At 73.4% G+C, this 18,131-nt stretch carries 17 protein-coding genes; 11 read left to right on the top strand and 6 right to left on the bottom strand.

All coding sequences use genetic code 11. From position 1 onward, the window contains the following. Nucleotides 1-12 precede the first annotated feature (12 nt). The 7 genes from ACIRB7_RS15740 (at nucleotide 13) to ACIRB7_RS15710 (ending at nucleotide 7,352) form a co-directional block, all read left to right on the top strand. A complete protein-coding gene (locus ACIRB7_RS15740) occupies nucleotides 13-2,028 on the top strand; it encodes a Xaa-Pro dipeptidyl-peptidase (RefSeq protein WP_403598029.1) in 2,016 nt (671 codons plus the stop codon). Further along, nucleotides 2,025-3,332, top strand: a complete 1,308-nt coding sequence (locus ACIRB7_RS15735; protein WP_403598026.1) for a M14 family metallocarboxypeptidase — start codon at nucleotides 2,025-2,027, stop codon at nucleotides 3,330-3,332. The genes ACIRB7_RS15740 and ACIRB7_RS15735 overlap by 4 nt, the downstream gene beginning before the upstream one ends. Nucleotides 3,333-3,450: 118 nt before the next feature. Continuing rightward, nucleotides 3,451-3,753: a hypothetical protein gene (locus ACIRB7_RS15730; RefSeq protein ID WP_403598023.1), complete on the top strand. Its 303-nt coding sequence runs from the start codon at nucleotides 3,451-3,453 to the stop codon at nucleotides 3,751-3,753. Nucleotides 3,754-3,930: 177 nt separating this feature from the next. Beyond that, nucleotides 3,931-4,503, top strand: coding sequence for a hypothetical protein (locus tag ACIRB7_RS15725; RefSeq protein WP_403598020.1), 573 nt, complete (start codon nucleotides 3,931-3,933; stop codon nucleotides 4,501-4,503). Next, nucleotides 4,503-6,140 carry an ABC-F family ATP-binding cassette domain-containing protein gene (locus tag ACIRB7_RS15720; RefSeq protein WP_403598017.1) on the top strand — a complete coding sequence of 546 codons (1,638 nt, stop codon included), beginning with the start codon at nucleotides 4,503-4,505 and terminating at the stop codon, nucleotides 6,138-6,140. Before ACIRB7_RS15725 ends, ACIRB7_RS15720 begins: the two co-directional genes overlap by 1 nt. A gap of 91 nt (nucleotides 6,141-6,231) precedes the next feature. Further along, nucleotides 6,232-6,954 carry a 2-phosphosulfolactate phosphatase gene (locus tag ACIRB7_RS15715; protein ID WP_403598014.1) on the top strand — a complete coding sequence of 241 codons (723 nt, stop codon included), beginning with the start codon at nucleotides 6,232-6,234 and terminating at the stop codon, nucleotides 6,952-6,954. Then, nucleotides 6,951-7,352, top strand: coding sequence for a hypothetical protein (locus ACIRB7_RS15710; protein WP_403598011.1), 402 nt, complete (start codon nucleotides 6,951-6,953; stop codon nucleotides 7,350-7,352). Before ACIRB7_RS15715 ends, ACIRB7_RS15710 begins: the two co-directional genes overlap by 4 nt. A 71-nt stretch (nucleotides 7,353-7,423) precedes the next feature. Here ACIRB7_RS15710 and ACIRB7_RS15705 read toward each other — a convergent pair whose 3' ends face one another. Together ACIRB7_RS15705 and ACIRB7_RS15700 are read right to left on the bottom strand one after the other, a co-directional pair. Then, complete coding sequence (locus ACIRB7_RS15705; RefSeq protein ID WP_403598008.1) at nucleotides 7,424-9,955, bottom strand: Tex family protein; 2,532 nt, start codon at nucleotides 9,953-9,955, stop codon at nucleotides 7,424-7,426. Nucleotides 9,956-10,064: 109 nt separating this feature from the next. Beyond that, nucleotides 10,065-10,931 carry a hypothetical protein gene (locus tag ACIRB7_RS15700; protein WP_403598005.1) on the bottom strand — a complete coding sequence of 289 codons (867 nt, stop codon included), beginning with the start codon at nucleotides 10,929-10,931 and terminating at the stop codon, nucleotides 10,065-10,067. A gap of 130 nt (nucleotides 10,932-11,061) precedes the next feature. Between ACIRB7_RS15700 and ACIRB7_RS15695 the strand changes: the two genes are divergently transcribed. Both ACIRB7_RS15695 and ACIRB7_RS15690 read left to right on the top strand, forming a co-directional pair. Further along, complete coding sequence (locus ACIRB7_RS15695) at nucleotides 11,062-12,042, top strand: GlxA family transcriptional regulator (RefSeq protein ID WP_403598004.1); 981 nt, start codon at nucleotides 11,062-11,064, stop codon at nucleotides 12,040-12,042. A gap of 11 nt (nucleotides 12,043-12,053) precedes the next feature. Next, on the top strand, nucleotides 12,054-12,698 hold the full coding sequence (locus ACIRB7_RS15690; RefSeq protein WP_403598001.1) for a DJ-1/PfpI family protein: 645 nt from the start codon (nucleotides 12,054-12,056) through the stop codon (nucleotides 12,696-12,698). Nucleotides 12,699-12,794: 96 nt separating this feature from the next. Here the strand turns inward: ACIRB7_RS15690 and ACIRB7_RS15685 are convergent, their stop codons facing one another. After that, nucleotides 12,795-13,538, bottom strand: coding sequence for an enoyl-CoA hydratase/isomerase family protein (locus tag ACIRB7_RS15685; protein WP_403597998.1), 744 nt, complete (start codon nucleotides 13,536-13,538; stop codon nucleotides 12,795-12,797). A 66-nt stretch (nucleotides 13,539-13,604) separates the two neighbouring features. Here ACIRB7_RS15685 and ACIRB7_RS15680 point away from each other — a divergent pair, with 66 nt between their 5' ends. Together ACIRB7_RS15680 and ACIRB7_RS15675 are read left to right on the top strand one after the other, a co-directional pair. Then, complete coding sequence (locus ACIRB7_RS15680; RefSeq protein ID WP_403597996.1) at nucleotides 13,605-14,261, top strand: HdeD family acid-resistance protein; 657 nt, start codon at nucleotides 13,605-13,607, stop codon at nucleotides 14,259-14,261. A 94-nt stretch (nucleotides 14,262-14,355) separates the two neighbouring features. After that, nucleotides 14,356-14,913 (top strand): ATP-binding protein, encoded by a 558-nt coding sequence (locus tag ACIRB7_RS15675; RefSeq protein WP_403597993.1) that lies wholly within the window; start codon nucleotides 14,356-14,358, stop codon nucleotides 14,911-14,913. Here ACIRB7_RS15675 and idi read toward each other — a convergent pair. The 3 genes from idi to ACIRB7_RS15660 form a co-directional block, all read right to left on the bottom strand. Continuing rightward, nucleotides 14,879-15,499 carry an isopentenyl-diphosphate Delta-isomerase gene (gene idi / locus ACIRB7_RS15670; RefSeq protein WP_403597990.1) on the bottom strand — a complete coding sequence of 207 codons (621 nt, stop codon included), beginning with the start codon at nucleotides 15,497-15,499 and terminating at the stop codon, nucleotides 14,879-14,881. The genes ACIRB7_RS15675 and idi overlap by 35 nt on opposite strands. 151 nt (nucleotides 15,500-15,650) lie before the next feature. Further along, a complete protein-coding gene (locus ACIRB7_RS15665) occupies nucleotides 15,651-16,955 on the bottom strand; it encodes a GNAT family N-acetyltransferase (protein ID WP_403597987.1) in 1,305 nt (434 codons plus the stop codon). A 205-nt stretch (nucleotides 16,956-17,160) separates the two neighbouring features. Further along, nucleotides 17,161-18,102 carry a cation diffusion facilitator family transporter gene (locus ACIRB7_RS15660; RefSeq protein WP_403597985.1) on the bottom strand — a complete coding sequence of 314 codons (942 nt, stop codon included), beginning with the start codon at nucleotides 18,100-18,102 and terminating at the stop codon, nucleotides 17,161-17,163. Nucleotides 18,103-18,131: the final 29 nt, after the last annotated feature.

Below are 18,131 nucleotides of genomic sequence, written 5' to 3'. Positions count from 1 at the left end.
AACTTCCCGCCCATGCCGATGCGAATGCGGAGAACCCGCGGAGCCCGACTGCCGTACGGAACCCTCGTGGCCGCGGCCGCCGCCGCCCTGCTCGCGACCCTGGTCACCCCGGCGGGCGCACAGCCGGAGCCCACGGGACCCTCCGGTCGCGAGTCCCGGCCCGTGCACTCGTACGCCGACGCCATCCGTGAGTCCGTCTGGGTCGACACCGGCCTCGACGGCGACGGCGACGGGCGCGCGGACCGGGTCGCCGTCGACATCGTGCGCCCCCGGGAGACCGCCGCGGCCGGCCGGAAGATCCCGGTCATCATGGACGCCAGCCCGTACTACGCCTGCTGCGGACGCGGCAACGAGGGACAGAGGAAGACCTACGACGCCGACGGGAACCCCGTCCAGTTCCCGCTCTACTACGACAACTTCTTCGTCCCCCGCGGATACGCCTTCGCCGCCGTCGACCTCGCGGGCACCAACCGCTCCGACGGCTGCGACGACGTCGGCGGGCGCTCCGACGTCCAGTCGGCCAAGGCCGTCGTCGACTGGCTGAACGGCCGGGCCCGCGGCTACACCTCCCGTACGGGGGACACCCGCGCCCGCGCCACCACCTGGAGCACCGGGAACGTCGGCATGATCGGCAAGAGCTGGGACGGCACCGTCGCCAACGGCGTCGCCGCCACCGGCGTCGAAGGACTGAGGACGATCGTCCCGATCGGCGCCATCTCCTCCTGGTACGACTACTTCCACTCCCAGGGCGCCCCCCTCTACAACGCCAACCCGAGCTGGCTCTCCGAGTACGTCAACAGCCCCGAGGCGCGGGCCCGCTGCGGCGCCGTCCAGGACCGCGTCGCCGCCGGCACCCCCTACAGCGGTGACTGGACCCGGGCCTGGACCGAGCGCGACCACGTGCGGAACGCGGGGAAGGTCAAGGCGAGCGTCTTCGTCGTGCACGGACAGCAGGACCTCAACGTGCGGGCCAACCAGTTCGGCCAGTGGTGGGACGCGCTCGCCGCCCACGGCGTCGAGCGGAAGATCTGGCTCTCCCAGACCGGCCACGTCGACCCCTTCGACTTCCGCCGCGCCGACTGGGTCCACACCCTGCACCGCTGGTTCGACCACTACCTCCTCGGTTACGAGAACGGCATCGACCGCGAGCCGGTCGCCGACATCGAGCGCGCCCCGGACCGCTGGACCACCGACCGGCACTGGCCGCCGCGCGCCACCACGAGCACCACCCTGCGCCCCGCCCCCGGCGCCGCCGCGGGCCCGGGCGTCCTCGGCCGCGCCCCCGCCGCCCCCGGCTCCACCGCCACCTTCACCGACGATCCCGGCCTCGGCGAGCTCGACTGGGCAGCCCGGATCGACAGCGCCACCCCCGAGAAGGCCGGGTTCGTCACCCGCCCCCTCTCCCGTGACCTGCGGATCGCCGGCTCCTCGAAGGTGACGGTCACCGCCACCCCGAGCACCGACACCGCGCACCTCTCCGCCGTCCTCGTCGACCTCGGACCCGACACGATCCGCGACTACGGCGCCCCAGGCGAAGGCATCACCACCCGCACCGACCGCACCTGCTGGGGCGCGAGCACACCCGGCGACAGCGCCTGCTTCAAGGAGACCGAGGCCCGTACGACGGCCGTCGGCTACACGGTCGTCAGCCGGGGCTGGGCCGATCTCGGCACCTGGGCCGACCCGCGGCAGGAACGCCCGCTGACCCCCGGCAGGGCGTACACGATGACCCTGGACCTCGCCGCCACCGACCATGTCGTCCCGGCCGGACACCGGCTCGCCCTCATCGTCGGCGGGACCGACAAGGACCTGCTCGACCCCCCGACCACCACCCCGACCCTGACCCTCGACCTCGCCCGCACCTGGGCGAAGCTCCCGCTGGTGGGCGGTGCCGCGGCCTTCGCCGGGGCCACCTCGGGGCCGTACCCGGCCGTGCCGACGCCCACCGCCGTACCGTCCCTGAGCGGCGCCGAACCGCCGGCCGCCGTCACCGGGCCGCGCCTTCCCGGATCAGGAGCCGCCCGATGAAGCCCCCTACCGCACTAAGGAGTTCGCGGCGCGCCCTCGCCCTCGTGGCGGGCGCCGCGGCCCTCGCCCTGCCGCTCGTCGCCCTCCCCGCAGAGGCGGCGGACAGCGCTCCCGTGAAGCCGCTGCCCCGCACCGGATTCGAGGAGAGCCGGGGCGCGCGATGGACCACAGAGGCCGAGGAGCGGGACTTCCTCGCGGCCGTCGACCGGGCGAGCGCACGCCTGTCGCTGCGGGTGATCGGCACCACCGCGCAGGGCCGCCCGCTCCGGCTCGCCACCCTCGGCACGGGCCGCACCACCGTGCTGCTCGTCTGCAGCCAGCACGGCGACGAGCCCGCCGGCCGCGAGGCCTGTCTGAGCACGGTGCGCGACCTCGCCCACGCCCAGGACGCGGAGACCCGGCGCTTCCTCGCCCGTACGACCCTCCTCGTCGTCCCCACCGCCAACCCCGACGGCCGGGACGCCGACACCCGCGGCAACGGCGACGGCGTCGACGTCAACCGCGACCACATCGCCCTGCGGACCGCCGAGGCGCGGGCGGTCGCCGCCGTCATCCGCGACCGGCGCCCCGAACTCGTCTACGACCTGCACGAGTACGGTGCCACCCCCCGCTACTACGACAAGGACCTGCTCGCCCTCTGGCCGCGCAGCCTCGACACCGACCCGCACGTCCACGACGAGTCCCGGACCCTCTCCGAGGCCTACGTCAGGCCCGCCGCCGGGCTCGCCGGCTACAGCAGCGGCATCTACGGCATCTGGACCGACCCCCTCACCGGAAAGCCGCTCAAGCAGGTCGCCGGTGACGGCCAGGAGCGGATCCTGCGCAACACGGCCGGCATCAAGCACTCCGTGGGCCTGCTCGTCGAGACCCGGGTGGACGCGCTCGACGAGGCCGAGCAGAACGATCCCGCCCGCAACCACCGACGCCGGGTCGCCACCCAGCACGTCGCTCTCGAAGGTGCCTTCGCCTATGTCGAGGAGCGGCGCGGACGGCTCACGGCGGCCACCGCCATCGCCCGGAGCGTCGGATACGCCGACCGGGGGCCGGTCCACCTCGGCGGCGCCGACAACGACCCGCCGGAGCCCGGGGAGATCATCGCCGACCCGCCGTGCGGCTACCGCCTCGACGCCGCCCAGTACGCCGAGGTGGGCGACGAACTCGCCCTGCACGGCGTCACCGTGCGCCCGGAGGGCTCGGGCGCGTTCGTGCCGCTGGGCCAATCGCGACGGGCGCTCGTCCCGCTGCTCCTGGACGCGCGGGCCACCTATCACCTCGTCAGTGGGAGTCCTGTGGAAAGGTGTTGACGATCACGTGCCGCAGGGCCGCGATGGCGTGAATCCGACGTTTGCCGAGGTAAAGTTACCGACTGGTACTGACCATGCCTCGAACAGGCCTCCACGGCCTGGAAGTTGGAGAACCACCATGCGTAACACGGAGACCGCGCGTCGCGCCCTGACGTCACTGCTCGCCACCACGCTGCTCGCCGGAGGCGTGCTGCTCGGCCAGACGGTGACCGCGGAGCCCGCCGCCGCCGGCACCATCACCTGCAACGTCAACAAGCTGAAGGCCGACGCCCGCAAGGAGCGCGACCGGGCGGCCCAGCTCAAGCGTCTCGGCGCCACGGCGGAGGCCCGCAAGGCCATCGCCCGCGCCGACGCGTTGGAGCGGCGCGCCCGCCAGTGCGCCGACGCGGAGAACAACAACAAGCCGCCGCTCTGGAAGTAGTCGTAGCGAGGTGAGCGGGGCGGGGCCGATCGGCGAGACCGGCACCCGCCCCGCGGTCGTCGGACGCCGACCGGGCCGCCCACGTCGCCCACCAGGGGCGGGCCGTACCCGGACCGGTACATTTCCGGGACGGCCCAGCCATGGAACCGGGACCCCGGCCGGGGAATGCTCGTAGTCATGCCGGCCGCGTACACGACCCTCGACCTCGCCCCCGCCGTCCTCCCGGACGGTGCCCTCCCGAGCGGCTTCGCCCGCCCCCGGCCCGACGACGTCGACCTGGTCGTCGACGGCAGACCGCTCCTCCACCGGCTCGACGGGGCCGACGGCACCGACGCGGTCTCGCCCCTCGCGGCCGACCTGCCGCCCACCCTCCGCGCCGAGCACATCCACCGCCTGCTCGCCGCCGCCCCGGCGCCGACGCACGGCCGTCACCTCCCCGAGGCCGCCCCCGCGCCCGCCGACGGCCGCCAGGTGATCTACTCCTGCCCCGACTGCGCGGACCCCGGCTGCGGAGTCGTCACGGCCGTCGTCGAGCGCGAGTGCGAGTACGGAGAGTACGGCGAGCACGGCGATGTCATCGTCTGGCGAGACTTCGCCTGGCAGACCGGACCCGCCGCCGACCCGGCCCGCGACGGGTACCCCGGCGTCGGCCCGTACCGCTTCCACGGGGCCGACTACCGGGCCGTACTGCTGCGGCTCCTCGACGCCTCCGCACGCCGTTCGGGACAGGCCCTAGAATTCGTTCCCTGATGACTGCAACCCTCGTCGCCAAGGACCTCGCCGCCGGCCACGGCGAACGCACCCTCTTCGCCGGCCTCGACCTCGTCGTCGCCCCCGGCGACGTGATCGGCCTCGTCGGCGTCAACGGCGCCGGCAAGTCGACCCTGCTGCGGCTGCTCGCCGGGATCGACGCCCCGGAGGAGGGCGAGCTCCGGCTCTCCCCGCCCACCGCCGCCGTCGGCCACCTCCCGCAGGAGCCGGAGCGGCGCCCCGGGGAGACCGTCCGTGAGTTCCTCGCCCGGCGCACCGGCGTCGCCGCCGCCCAGACGGCCATGGACGAGGCCACCCAGGGCCTCGTCGACGGCACGCCCGGCGCCGACGACGCGTACGCCGAGACGCTGGACCGCTGGCTGAACCTGGGCGGCGCCGACCTCGACGAGCGCGCCGAGGAGGTCGCCGACTCCCTCGGCCTCACCGTCGGCCTCGACCAGCCGATGACCTCCCTCTCCGGCGGCCAGGCCGCCCGCGCGGGACTCGCCTCGCTCCTCCTCTCCCGCTACGACGTCTTCCTGCTCGACGAGCCCACGAACGACCTGGACCTCGAAGGTCTGGAGCGCCTGGAGGCGTTCGTGAAGGGACTGCGGGCCGGGACGGTCGTCATCAGCCACGACCGCGAGTTCCTCACCCGCACCGTCACCAAGGTCCTCGAGCTCGATCTCGCCCAGCAGCAGATCACCCTGTACGGCGGCGGGTACGACGCGTACCTGGAGGAGCGGGACAGGGCCAGGCGGCACGCCCGTGAGGACTTCGAGGAGTTCGCGGGCAAGAAGGCGGCCCTCGAAGCGCGGGGCCACATGCAGCGGTCCTGGATGGACAAGGGCGTCAAGAACGCCCGCCGCAAGGCCACCGACGGCGACAAGCTCGGACGCAACGCCCGCAGCGAGGCCAGCGAGAAGCAGGCCGCGAAGGCCCGCCAGACGCAGCGCATGATCGAACGCCTCGACGTCGTCGACGAGCCCCGCAAGGAGTGGGAGCTGCGCATGGAGATCGCCGCCGCGCCGCGCTCCGGCTCGGTCGTCGCGACCCTGCGCGAGGCCGAGGTGCGCCGGGGCGACTTCTCCTTCGGCCCCGTCACCCTCCAGATCGACTGGGCCGACCGGGTCGCCGTCACCGGGGCCAACGGCGCGGGGAAGTCGACCCTGCTCGCCGCCCTCCTGGGCCGGCTGCCGCTCGACGCGGGTGACGCGGTCCTCGGCTCGGGCGTCGTCGTCGGCGAGGTCGACCAGGCGCGGAAGCTCTTCCACGGTACGGAGAAGCTCCTCGACGCGTTCTGCGCGGCCGTGCCGGACATGGAGCCCGCCGAGGTCCGTACGCTGCTCGCCAAGTTCGGCCTCAAGGCCGTCCATGTGATGCGGCCCGCCACCACCCTGTCTCCGGGCGAGCGGACCCGCGCCGCGCTCGCGCTGCTCCAGGGCCGGGGTGTGAACCTGCTCGTCCTCGACGAGCCGACCAACCACCTGGACCTGCCGGCCATCGAACAGCTGGAGGCCGCGCTCGACTCGTACACCGGCACCCTGCTGCTCGTCACCCACGACCGGCGGATGCTCGACGCGGTCAGCACCACCCGGCGCATCGAGGTCGCCGCCGGCAAGGTGACCGAACTCTGATGACGCTCCCGTCCCGCCGGGGCCCGGCTCCGGCGGCGCTCACGCACGGCCGGCGCCCGGCTCCGGCGCTCGCGTCCCGCCGGGGCCCGCGATGACGGTCTCCTTCGGGTGGGGGCCCGTCGCGGCGCGGGTCCTCGCCCCCTCGGCCGCCTGCGTGGTCGTCGTGGACGTGCTGTCCTTCACCACGGCCGTGGGCGTCGCCGTGGAGGGCGGCGCGGCCGTGTACCCGTACCGCTGGCGGGACGCGACCGCCGAGGCGTACGCGCACCAGCAGAACGCCGTCCTCGCCGTCGGCCGGAGCGAGGCCACGGCGACGCACCCGTGGACACTCTCCGCGGCCGCCCTGCGCGCCGCCCCGATGCCGCCGCGCCTGGTCCTGCCCTCGCCGAACGGCTCCACCATCGCGGCGGAGGCCGCCGACGCCACCGTCGTCGCCGCCTCCCTCCGCAACCACTCGGCCGTCGCCCGCTGGCTCACGGACCGGGGGTACGGCTCGGCCGAGCGCCCGCTCGCCGTCATCGCGTCCGGCGAGCGGTGGCCCGACGGCTCGCTGCGCCCGGCGCTCGAGGACCTGCTCGGCGCGGGCGCCGTCCTCGCCGGGCTCGTGGGCCCGCACACCCTGACCCCGGAGGCGACCGCGGCGGCCACGCTGTGGTCGGCCACCGAGGACCCGGTCGCCGCCTTGCACGGCTGTGACTCGGGCCGTGAACTGTACGAGTACGGCTTTCCGCAGGACGTGGCCGTGGCGGCGGAGGTCGACAGCTCGACGGCCGTCCCCGTCCTCGTGGACGGCGCTTTCCAGGAGGCACCATGACCGACCTACTGACCCGGCTGACCGAGATGCTGGACGATCTGGACGCGGACGTCGACGAGACCATCGACCTCGCCGACGAGATCGCGGCCTCGGGCGACGCCGGCCTCCTGCCGCGCCTCCAGGTGGAGCTGGACCGCGCCCTGACCGAACGGAACGCCTACGCCCGTGAACTCCTCGGTGGTGTCCTCGCGGCCGTCGGCGGCCCGGACGCCCTCCCCGCGCTGATCCGTGCCTCCGCCGTCGACCTCGGTGACGACCAGGACGGCCTGGCCGCCGAGATCGTCGACCTGGTCCAGGCGGACCCGAAGACGGCCCGCTCCCTCCTCCAGCCGCTCACGGCGGACGACGACCTCTCCGTCGCCAACCGCGCCGACTGGGCCATGCGCTTCCTGCCGTAGCGCCGCGGAGGAGCTTCCTCATGCGACGAGGCCACAGCCCGATGGGCTGTGGCCTCGTGCGGCCTGTGCGGTCAGCGGCGCTTGCCGCCGCCCTCGCCCAGCAGGCCTGCCTTGCGCAGGGCGTCGGCCATCGCGCTGTTCCCGGGCGCGGGAGCGGCGGCGCGGTCCCGGCCGCCCCGCTCGGACTGGCCGCCCCGTCCGGACTGCCCGCCCCGGCCGTTCCGGTCGCCCTGACCGCCGCCGCCCCGGTTGTCCCGGCCGCCGCGGTCGGACTGTCCGGCCCGCTCGGACCGTCCGCCCTGGTTCCCGCCCTGGTTCCCGCGCTCGCCCCGGCCGCCGCCGGCGCCACCCCCGCCGCCCTGCCGCTGCTGCGGCGGGCGTCCGGAGCGCTCGCCCCGCTCGCGCCGGGGCGCTCCGTCCGGGGTCTCGGTGCCGGCCTGGTCGTCGAGCCGCAGCGTCAGCGAGATCCGCTTGCGCGGGATGTCCACGTCCTGGACCTTCACCTTGACCACGTCGCCGGGCTTCACCACGTCGCGCGGGTCCTTGACGAAGTTCTTCGACATCGCCGACACATGGACGAGACCGTCCTGGTGCACACCGATGTCCACGAACGCCCCGAAGGCGGCCACGTTGGTGACGACCCCTTCGAGGATCATCCCGGACTCCAGGTCGCCGATCTTCTCGACGCCCTCCTTGAAGGTGGCCGTCTTGAACGCCGGACGAGGGTCACGGCCCGGCTTCTCCAGCTCGCGCAGGATGTCCGTGACCGTCGGCAGACCGAAGGTCTCGTCGACGAAGTCGTCCGCCCGGAGCGAGCGCAGCCTGCCCGTGTCACCGATGAGCGCCGCGACCTCGCCGCCCGTCGCCTTCACCATCCGGCGTACCACCGGGTACGCCTCGGGGTGCACCGACGAGGAGTCGAGCGGGTCGTCGCCGCCCCGGATGCGCAGGAAGCCCGCGCACTGCTCGTACGCCTTCGGGCCGAGCCTGGCCACGTCCTTGAGCGCCCGGCGGGAGCGGAAGGGACCGTTGGCGTCCCGGTGCGCGACGATGTTCTCCGCGAGACCGGAGCTGATGCCCGAGACCCGCGAAAGGAGCGGCGTGGAGGCCGTGTTGACGTCGACGCCGACGCCGTTCACACAGTCTTCGACGACCGCGTCGAGGGAGCGCGAGAGCTTCACCTCGGCCAGGTCGTGCTGGTACTGGCCGACGCCGATGGACTTCGGGTCGATCTTCACCAGTTCCGCGAGCGGGTCCTGGAGCCGTCGGGCGATGGAGACGGCCCCGCGCAACGACACGTCGAGACCGGGCAGTTCCTGCGAGGCGAACGCGGACGCCGAGTAGACCGAGGCGCCCGCCTCCGAGACCATCACCTTGGTCAGGTTCAAGTCGGGGTGCTTGGCGAGGAGTTCGGCCGCCAGCTTGTCGGTCTCGCGGGAGGCCGTGCCGTTGCCGATCGCGACCAGCTCGACGGCGTGCTCCTTCGCGAGGCGCGCCAGCCTGTCGAGCGCCTGGTCCCACTTGTTGGCGGGCACGTGCGGGTAGATCGTGTCGGTGGCGACGACCTTGCCGGTCGCGTCGACCACGGCGACCTTCACCCCCGTACGGAAGCCGGGGTCGAGGCCGAGCGTCGCCCGGGTGCCGGCCGGTGCGGCGAGCAGCAGATCGCGCAGGTTCGCCGCGAACACCCGGACCGCCTCGTCCTCGGCGGCCGTCCGCAGCCGCAGCCGCAGGTCGATCCCGAGGTGGACCAGGATGCGGGTCCGCCAGGCCCAGCGGACGGTGTCCTGGAGCCACTTGTCCCCGGGGCGCCCCCGGTCGGCCACGCCGAAGCGGTGCGCGACGATCCCCTCGTACGAAGAAGGTCCCTCGACGGGCTCCTCCGGCTCCAGGTCGAGGCTGAGCACGTCCTCCTTCTCGCCGCGCAGCATGGCGAGCACCCGGTGCGAGGGCAGCGCCGTGAACGGCTCGGCGAAGTCGAAGTAGTCGGCGAACTTCGACCCCGCCTCCTCCTGCCCGTCCCGCACCTTCGCCACCAGCCGGCCCCGGCCCCACATGCGCTCGCGCAGCTCCCCGATGAGGTCGGCGTCCTCGGAGAACCTCTCCGCGAGGATCGCCCGCGCGCCCTCCAGGGCCGCGGCGGCGTCCGCGACGCCCTTGTCCACGTCCACGAAGGCCGCGGCGGCGGACGCCGGCTCCACCGACGGGTCGGTGAGCAGCCCCTCCGCCAGCGGTTCGAGACCGGCCTCGCGCGCGATCTGGGCCTTGGTCCGGCGCTTCGGCTTGAAGGGCAGGTAGATGTCCTCGAGCCGCGCCTTCGTGTCGGCGGCCCGGATCCGGGCCTCAAGCTCCTCCGTCAGCTTGCCCTGCTCCCGTACCGAGTCGAGGACCGCCGACCGGCGGTCCTCCAGCTCGCGCAGATAGCGCAGCCGCTCCTCCAGGGTGCGCAGCTGCGCGTCGTCGAGCATCTCCGTCGCTTCCTTGCGGTAGCGCGCGATGAACGGCACGGTCGAACCGCCGTCGAGCAGCTCGACGGCTGCCTTCACCTGTCGCTCGCGTACGCCGAGCTCCTCGGCGATCCTTGCTTCGATGGACGTGGTCACGGTGTCCCGACTCGCCTTCTCGTGCCTCAAGCTTGCGAGTGCATTGTGCCGGGTCGCTCACCCGTACGCGGCATCCGACCCGAATACCCGCGCGCCGGGACCCCGTGTCTCAGCCCTTGCCGAGCAGGTCCGCCGGGAAGCCGCCCGCGCCGGCCGCGGAGACGGCGAAGCCGCGGGCCAGTTCGGTGAGCCGCTCGACCCCGGCCACGCCGAGGTGCTCGTACGGGGCGGAGTCCAGCCGGTCGGTGATCTCCTCCACCTCCTCACGCAGCCGGGCTCCGGCCTCGGTCAGCTCGCCGTCGGTGTCGAGCAGGCCGCGTGCGCGCAGTCGCTCGGCCGCCGCCTCCCAGTCGGCGCGCCGCCAGCCGCGGCTGCCGAGGAACCAGCGCGGGCTCATGGCCCTGCCGGTCGCGGTGTGCGAGACGACCGCCTCGATCGGGTCGAGGCCGAGGGTGAGCAGGGCCGTGAGGTGGCCGTCGCCCCGGTGCTCGCGCAGCAGGGTCGCGGCGTGCCAGTAGGCGAGGTGGGGGGCCTCCGGCACCGGCAGATCGGCGTTGGCGGAGTAGAGGGGCCGGGCGTGCCGGGTGCAGGCCTCGGCGGCGCGCAGGGCCAGTTCGGCGGCCTCGGCCATCTCCGGGGAGGCGAGCGTCTCCTCGCCGAGGAGCCGGCGGAGGGTGGCGTCGGCGGCGCGCAGCCGCGCGTCGAGGACGGCCGCGGGCGACGCGGCCTCCCAGACGGCGGGCAGGTGCTGGGCGAGCAGCTCGTGGTTGTAGTTGTAGAAGGTCGCGGCGACGGTGCCGGCGCCGACGGCGCCGAGGGGGGCGCTGCGGGCGGCGAGCCGCGCCGCGGCGCCGTCGGTGATGCCGAGGGCGCCGAACTCGCGGTCGAGGTCGGGCGAGAAGTAGAGCGTGGTGTGCGTCGTGTTGACGGCGTTGTGGCAGCGGCGTCCGGCGCGCGGGGGGAGCGAGGTCGTCATGGCCGAATGTTACCGACTGGTCGGTACGACGGGAACAGGCGGGCCGGGGCAAACGACCAAACCCCCGATGGCAGAAAAGGTGGGGTCCCCGTCGTTGCGGACGCCGCGGGACCCGCGAAGGATGGAGCGCATGACGCAGCGAACCGTTCTCGTCGTCCTCTTCGACGGGGTCCAGAGCCTCGACGTCACCGGCCCCTTCGAGGTGTTCGCCGGTGCCGGCCGCGCCTCGGGGGACCCGTCCGCGTACGCGCTCACCACCGCCTCACTGGACGGCGGACCGGTCCGTACGCACAGCGGCCTGCGTCTGCTCCCCGACACGACCCTCGCCGAAGCCGTCGCCGACGGCGCCCCGCACACGCTCGTCGTCCCCGGCGGCGAGGGCACCCGCGACCCCGCCCCCGCCCTGATCGACTGGCTGCGCACGCACGCCCCGGCCGCCGGGCGTCTGGTCTCCGTCTGCACCGGGGCGCTGCTCCTCGCCGAGGCCGGGCTGCTCGACGGACACCGGGCGACGACCCACTGGGCCACCTGCGACCACCTCGCCCGCGACTACCCCGAGGTCGAGGTGGACCCGGACCCCATCTTCGTACGGGACGGCCGGCTCTCCACCTCCGCCGGTGTCACGGCCGGCATCGACCTGGCGCTCGCCCTGGTCGAGGAGGACCTCGGCCGGGACGTGGCCCTCACCGTCGCCCGCCACCTCGTCGTCTTCCTGCGCCGCCCCGGAAACCAGGCCCAGTTCAGCGCCCAGCTGTCCGCCCAGACCGCCCGCCGCGAGCCGCTCCGCGACCTCCAGCAATGGATCACCGAACACCCCGAGTCGGACCTCTCCGTCGACGCGCTCGCCGCCCGTGCCCGGCTCTCGCCCCGCCACTTCGCCCGCGCCTTCCACGCGGAGACCGGCACCCCGCCCGGCCGCTACGTCGACCGGGTCAGGCTCGAACACGCCCGCCGGCTCCTGGAGGAGACCTCGCGCGGGGTCGAGGAGGTCGCCCGCGCCTCCGGCTACGGCACCTCCGAGGCGATGCGCCGCGCCTTCCTGAAGGCCCTGAAGACCGCCCCGGCGGAGTACCGCCGCCGCTTCCACGCACCTGTCCACCGAGTCGACTGAAAAGGATCACCATGCAGATCGCCGTCCTGCTCTACGAGGGCCTCACCACCCTCGACGCCGTCGGCCCGTACGAGCTGCTCGCGCGGCTGCCCGGGGCCGAGACCGTCTTCGTCGCCAAGAAGACCGGACCCGTCCGCAACGACCAGGGCAGCCTCGCCCTCGTCGCCGACAAGTCCCTCGCCGACGTCCCGCACCCGGACATCGTCCTCGTACCCGGCGGCCCCGACTCCCGGCAGGCCATGAACGACCCGGAGATCCAGGCCTGGCTCCGTGCCGCGGACGAGACCAGCACCTGGACCACCTCGGTCTGCACGGGATCCCTGATCCTGGGCGCCGCCGGACTGCTGAGCGGCCGCCGCGCCACCACCCACTGGCTCGCCTACGAGGAGCTCAAGGCGCTGGGAGCCGAACCCACCGGCGAGCGGGTCGTCTTCGACGGCAAGTACGTCACGGCCGCCGGCGTCTCCTCCGGCATCGACATGGCCCTGCACCTGATCGGCCGGATCGCGGGCGACGAGACCGCCCAGACGATCCAGCTGCTCACCGAGTACGACCCGCAGCCCCCGTACGACGCGGGCTCGCCGGAGAAGGCCCCGGCCGCGATCGTGGCGCACTGGCGCGGACAGCCGGTCGAGTCGCTCGCGCGGGAGAGCTGAGGCCCGGAGCCCTTACGCGAGCCGAGGCCCGGAGCCCTTACGCGAGCCGAGGCCCGGAGCCCGTACCGGGTTCAGAGCCCGTACGCGAGCCGAGGTTCAGAGTCCGTACGTGAAGCGGGGCGCGCGGCGCTCGAGGAAGGCGGCGACACCCTCCGCGGTGTCGCCGCTGCCGCGTGCCTGCTCGGCCCAGTGGGAGTCCCGGTCGAGACGCCCGTCCGCGAACTCCTTGGCCGCCGCCTGCGTCAGGAGCGAGCGCGAGGCCAGTACCCGGGCGAACTCGGCCACCCGCTTGTCCAGCTCGCCCACGGGATGGAGCTCGTCCACGAACCCGGTCCGCAGCGCCCGCTCGGCATCGATCAACTCACCGGAGAACAGCAGGTACTTGGCGGTCGAAGGACCCACGAGGGCGGCGAGCCTGCGGGTCGAGGAGGACGGGTAGACGATCCCGAGCTTCGACGGGGTGATCCCGAAGCGGGCCCCCTCCTCGGCGAACCGCAGGTCGCAGGCGGCGGCGAGCTGGCTGCCGCCCCCGACGCAGAAGCCCCGGACGGCGGCGAGGGTCGGCTTGGGGAAGGCCGCGAGGGCCTCCTCGGCCCGTACCGCGAGCGTCTGCTGCTCGTCCCCGGGCTCCCGCAGCGCGGAGATGTCCGCCCCGGCGCAGAAGGTGTCGCCCTCGCCCGTCAGGACCAGGACCCGCACCGCGGGGTCGGCGGCGAGCCGCTCCAGGACACCGGGCAGGGCGCGCCACATGGCCGCGCTCATCGCGTTGCGCTTGGCGGGGTTGGCGATGACGACGGTGGCGATCCCGTCCGTGACGCTGTCCTGCAGCTGCGGCTCCATGGGCCGGATGCTATCCGCCGTACCCGAACGTACGATCAGGAAGGGGCCGTCCCGAGGAGGCACCGCATGGCCAAGGACGCCCACGAGCCGCACGAGGGACCGGACCCGGTCCGCGAGATGGCACGCGAGGGGAAACGGCTCAACAGGAGCTTCAGCTGGCTGGCCGTGCTCGGCGTCCTGCTCGTCGTCGGCGGCGTCGTCGGCCTGGTCTACACGGGCCTCGCCACCCTCACCTCGATGCTGCTCTTCGGCTGGCTGCTGCTGATCGGCGGTGCCGTGGGTCTGCTCCAGGCCATCCAGTCGCGGGGCACCAGCTACTTCTGGCTCGCCGCGGTGGTGGCCGCCCTGAACATCGCCGTCGGCCTCGTGGTGCTCCGTCACCCGGAGGGCTCGGCGGAGGCGCTGACGATGTTCGCCGCCCTGCTCTTCCTGACCGGTGGTGTCTTCCGGCTGGTCGGCAGTGTGGTGGTGCGCGGGCCGCAGTTCGGCTGGACCCTCCTCCAGGGCGCCTTCGGTCTGCTCCTCGGTCTGCTGGTCCTGTTCGACTGGCCGGACAGCAGCCGGTACGTCCTCGGGGTCTTCTTCTCGCTCGCGCTGCTCTTCGACGGCCTCGGCCTGATCGCGATCGGCGTGGGCGGGCGGAGGATCGTGAGTATGGTGACACCGGCTCCGGCCCCCGCCCCGGATCCGTCAGAAAGCGCAACCGATCAGTCGAACAACTGACATGGGCATAATCAACCGATCGGAAAGCGGCCGATAAGTGTCGACTTCTGGTCAGTAGGCCGGTCCGCCCGCGCGCATTGCCAAGACTCGATCCGTGGCGAGAATCGAGCACGAGGGTGGGAACCGGACCGTGGAGACCCACGGGGGTGGCCCCGCCCGGCAACCGTCCTACGAAGGAGTCTGGCGCTTCACCGCTGCCGCGGTCGACGTCTCCGTCCCGCAGGCCCGGCACGCCGTACGCGACCTGCTGGTACGCCAGGGCGTCCCCGTCCATGAGGAGATCATGGACGGCCTGCTGCTGATCGTCTCCGAGCTGGTCACCAACGCCGTGCGGCACGCGGCGCTGCTGTCGCCGGAGATAGCGGTGGAGGTGGCCATCGGCCCCGAGTGGATCCGGGTGTCCGTCGAGGACAACCACCCGTACCGCCCCAAGGCCCTCGTGGCGGACTACGGGCAGACGGGCGGCCGCGGGCTGCTCCTGGTCCGCGAGATCGCCCAGGAGTCCGGCGGCGCCTGCGACGTCGAGCACACCGCGAGCGGCGGCAAGATCATCTGGGCGGCACTGCCCCTGGCCCCGATGGCACCGGGGCCGGAGGCCGTGATCCACCAGCCGGTCGTCACCAGCCCCCGGACGGACCCGTCAGTTCCCTGACGGCCGGACGCGCCGCGTCGAGCACCGTCATGAACCAGGCGGAGAAGGGCGCGGCGGCGTGGCGCTCGGCCAGCTCGGCGGCGGTCACGAACACGGTGTCCCCGACCTCCTCCGGATCGGGTCGGGGCGTGGCCTGCACGAGACCGACGAAGAGATGGTTGAACTCCTGCTCCACCAGACCCGAGGCCGGGTCGGGGTGGTTGTAGCGGACGGTGCCCGCCTCCGCGAGCAGCGTGGGCGAGACGCGCAGCTCCTCGAAGGTCCGCCGGGCGGCGGCCGTGAACGGCGCCTCGCCCGGGTAGGGGTGGCCGCAGCAGGTGTTCGACCAGACGCCGGGGGAGTGGTACTTGCCGAGCGCCCGGCGCTGGAGGAGCAGCCGGCCCGACTCGTCGAAGAGGAAGACGGAGAAGGCGCGGTGCAGCAGCCCGGGCGCCTCGTGCGCGGCGAGCTTCTCGGCCGTGCCGATCGTCGTCCCGTCCTCGTCGACCAGTTCGAGCATGATCGGCGCCGGGACTCCGGACGGCTGGACACCGTTCGACATGATCTCCGGAGAGATCTGAGCCGCGGTGGCTGGTGTGGTCGGCATACCCATCCTTCGCATCGGTCCTCGGCCCGGTAGGGCCACCTCAGTCTGCCGTACAAACCCGGCTTGTCCGTACTTCGGCGGCCGGACGCGGCCGCTCCCGCCGCACCGGAGTACCACCGGTGGGCGGGAGCGGAGGGACGGCGCGAGGAGGCTAGACCCCGAAAGCCGCCGGATAGGCGATCGTGCCCGGCGGAACGGGCACGGAGTCGTCCAGGACGAGCGCCATCATCGCCTCGTCCGGGACCTCGAAACCTGGCTTGATCCCGTACGCGGACGCGCGTGCGAACCCGAACCTCGGGTAGTACTCCGGATGGCCCAGGACCAGGACGAGCGACTCTCCCCGCAGCCGGGCCGCGTCGAGCACCGCCCGGACGACGGCCTGCCCGGCCCCCGCCCGCTGGTGCTCCGGAGCCACCGAGACCGGCGCGAGCGCCGCCGCGGGGGCGTCACCCACCCGGCAGCGGGTGACCAGGGCGTGCGCCGCGACCGAGCCGTCCGGCGCCTCGGCCACGTACGACAGGCCCGGGAGCCAGGCGTCGGGGTCCCGCCGGAGCGCGTCGACCAGCTCGGCCTCCGCGTCCGACCCGAAGGCCTCGGCGACGATCCGCCGGACCGCCGGGGCGTCCTCGGCGGTCTCCGGACGGGTGGGCCAGCGGGGGTCGGCGGGCCGCAGGACGAATCCGGCGTACCCGTAGTCGGAGCCGTGTTCACTCCGCAGGGTGATCTCGGCCCGCGCCCCGGCCACGGCCTCGGCCATGCCCGGCACGGTGATGTCCGCCGCCTCGGCGCGCGCGGCCAGGGGGCCGTAGTACTCGTCCCAGTCGCTCTCGGGCTGGGTGAAGGTTCCGAGCACCCGGTAGCCGGCCTCGACCGCCGCCTCGGCGTTCCCGGTGATGCTGCGGAGCGGGTAGTGCTCCTCCCAGAAGGCGCGGGGCACCGGGTCCGGCTCCCCGGTGGTCCAGACGCACTCGGTGAGCACCAGCGTGCCTCCGGGTGCCAGGAGCCTGCGCCACTCGGCGAGTGCCCGGTCGAAACCGAGGACGAAGACCGAGCTCTCCGCCCAGACCAGGTCGAAGGAACCGTCGGGGAACGGCAGCGCGCCCATGTCCGCGCGGAGGGTACGGACCGAGCCGCCGGTACGGATCGTGGAGCTGCCGGTAGGGACCGAGCCGTCGGTACGGACCGAGCCGTCGAGTCCGCGGGCGGCGGCGGACTCGCGCAGCTCCGCGAGGAACGGCTCGTGGGTGTCGACGGCGGTCACATCGGCGCCCGCCTCGGCGGCCAGGAGCAGCGAGGAACGGCCGGGGCCGCAGCCCAGGTCGAGCACGCGGGGACGCTCCGGAAGCGTCCCCGCGAGCGCGAGGAGCCGACGGGTCGTGGTGTCGGAGCCGGGGCCCTGCCGCGGAAGACCGTGGTGCAGGGCGAAGAAGGAGTCGTGCAGTGCGTTGTCGGACAACGTGGGAAACCCTTGGTGAGAGGGCCCCGGCCGACGACGTGACGAACCGGTGGGAACCGGGATCAGGTCAGCCGGAGACCCGGAGGCTGAGGGACGACCGGGCGCTGCCGCTGCGGGCAGCCTCCATCGCGACGGTCATCAACCTCAGCTCCTCTCACACACGTTCGTACGAAAAGACTAACAGGCGGCCTGCGCCTCCGGGGGCTCAGAGGCAGAGCTTCGCCTCGTGCTCCGCGTGCCCGACCGGCTCCAGCTGGAAGGTGCAGTGCTCCACGTCGAAGTGTGAGCCGAGGCACCCCTGGAGGGAGTGCAGCATCTTCTCGTGGCCGACGGAGTCCAGCGCGCCCTGGTCCACGACCACGTGCGCCGAGAGCACGGGCATCCCCGAGGTGATCGTCCAGGCGTGCAGGTCGTGCACGTCCTCGACCCCCGGCAGGGCCAGTATGTGGGCCCGTACCTCCGCCATGTCGACGCACTTGGGGGCCGCCTCCAGGAGCACGTCCAGGGTCTCGCGCAGCAGCTTGACCGTGCGGGGGACGATCATCAGGCCGATCACGATCGAGGCGATCGGGTCGGCGTACTGCCAGCCCGTGGCCAGGATGATGCCCGCCGCGACGATCACGGTGACCGAGCCCAGGGCGTCCGCGAGCACCTCCAGATACGCCCCGCGCACGTTGAGGCTCTCCTTCTGGCCCCGCATGAGCAGCGACAGCGAGATGACGTTGGCGACCAGGCCGACCACCGCGAACGCGATCGCCAGGCCGCCCTTGGTCTCGGCCGGCTCGACGAACCGCTGGATCGCCTCGTACAGCACGTAACCGCCGACACCGAGCAGCAGCACACAGTTCGCGAGTGCCGCCAGGATCTCGGCCCGCGCGTACCCGAAGGTGCGGTTCCCCGAGGGCGGCCGGTTGGCGAAGTGGATCGCGAGCAGTGCCATCGCGAGGCCGACCGCGTCGGTCGCCATGTGGGCCGCGTCGGCGATCAGGGCGAGCGAGTCGGAGAGCACACCGCCGATGATCTCGATCACCATCACGGAGAGCGTGATGCCGAGTGCGATCCGCAGCCTGTTCTTGTACGCGGCCGCGGCGGTACCGGTCGGCGGCGGGCCGCCGTGACTGTGCCCGTGGTCGTGTCCAGCCCCCATGGAATGGCCTCCAGATCATGTCGTCGCAG

Origin of the sequence: Streptomyces sp. NPDC093795, assembly GCF_044764665.1 — a bacterium.
Lineage (GTDB): Bacteria > Actinomycetota > Actinomycetes > Streptomycetales > Streptomycetaceae > Streptomyces.
Note: the sequence above shows the minus strand (reverse complement) of the source record. Positions and strands in the feature narration are given on the sequence as shown.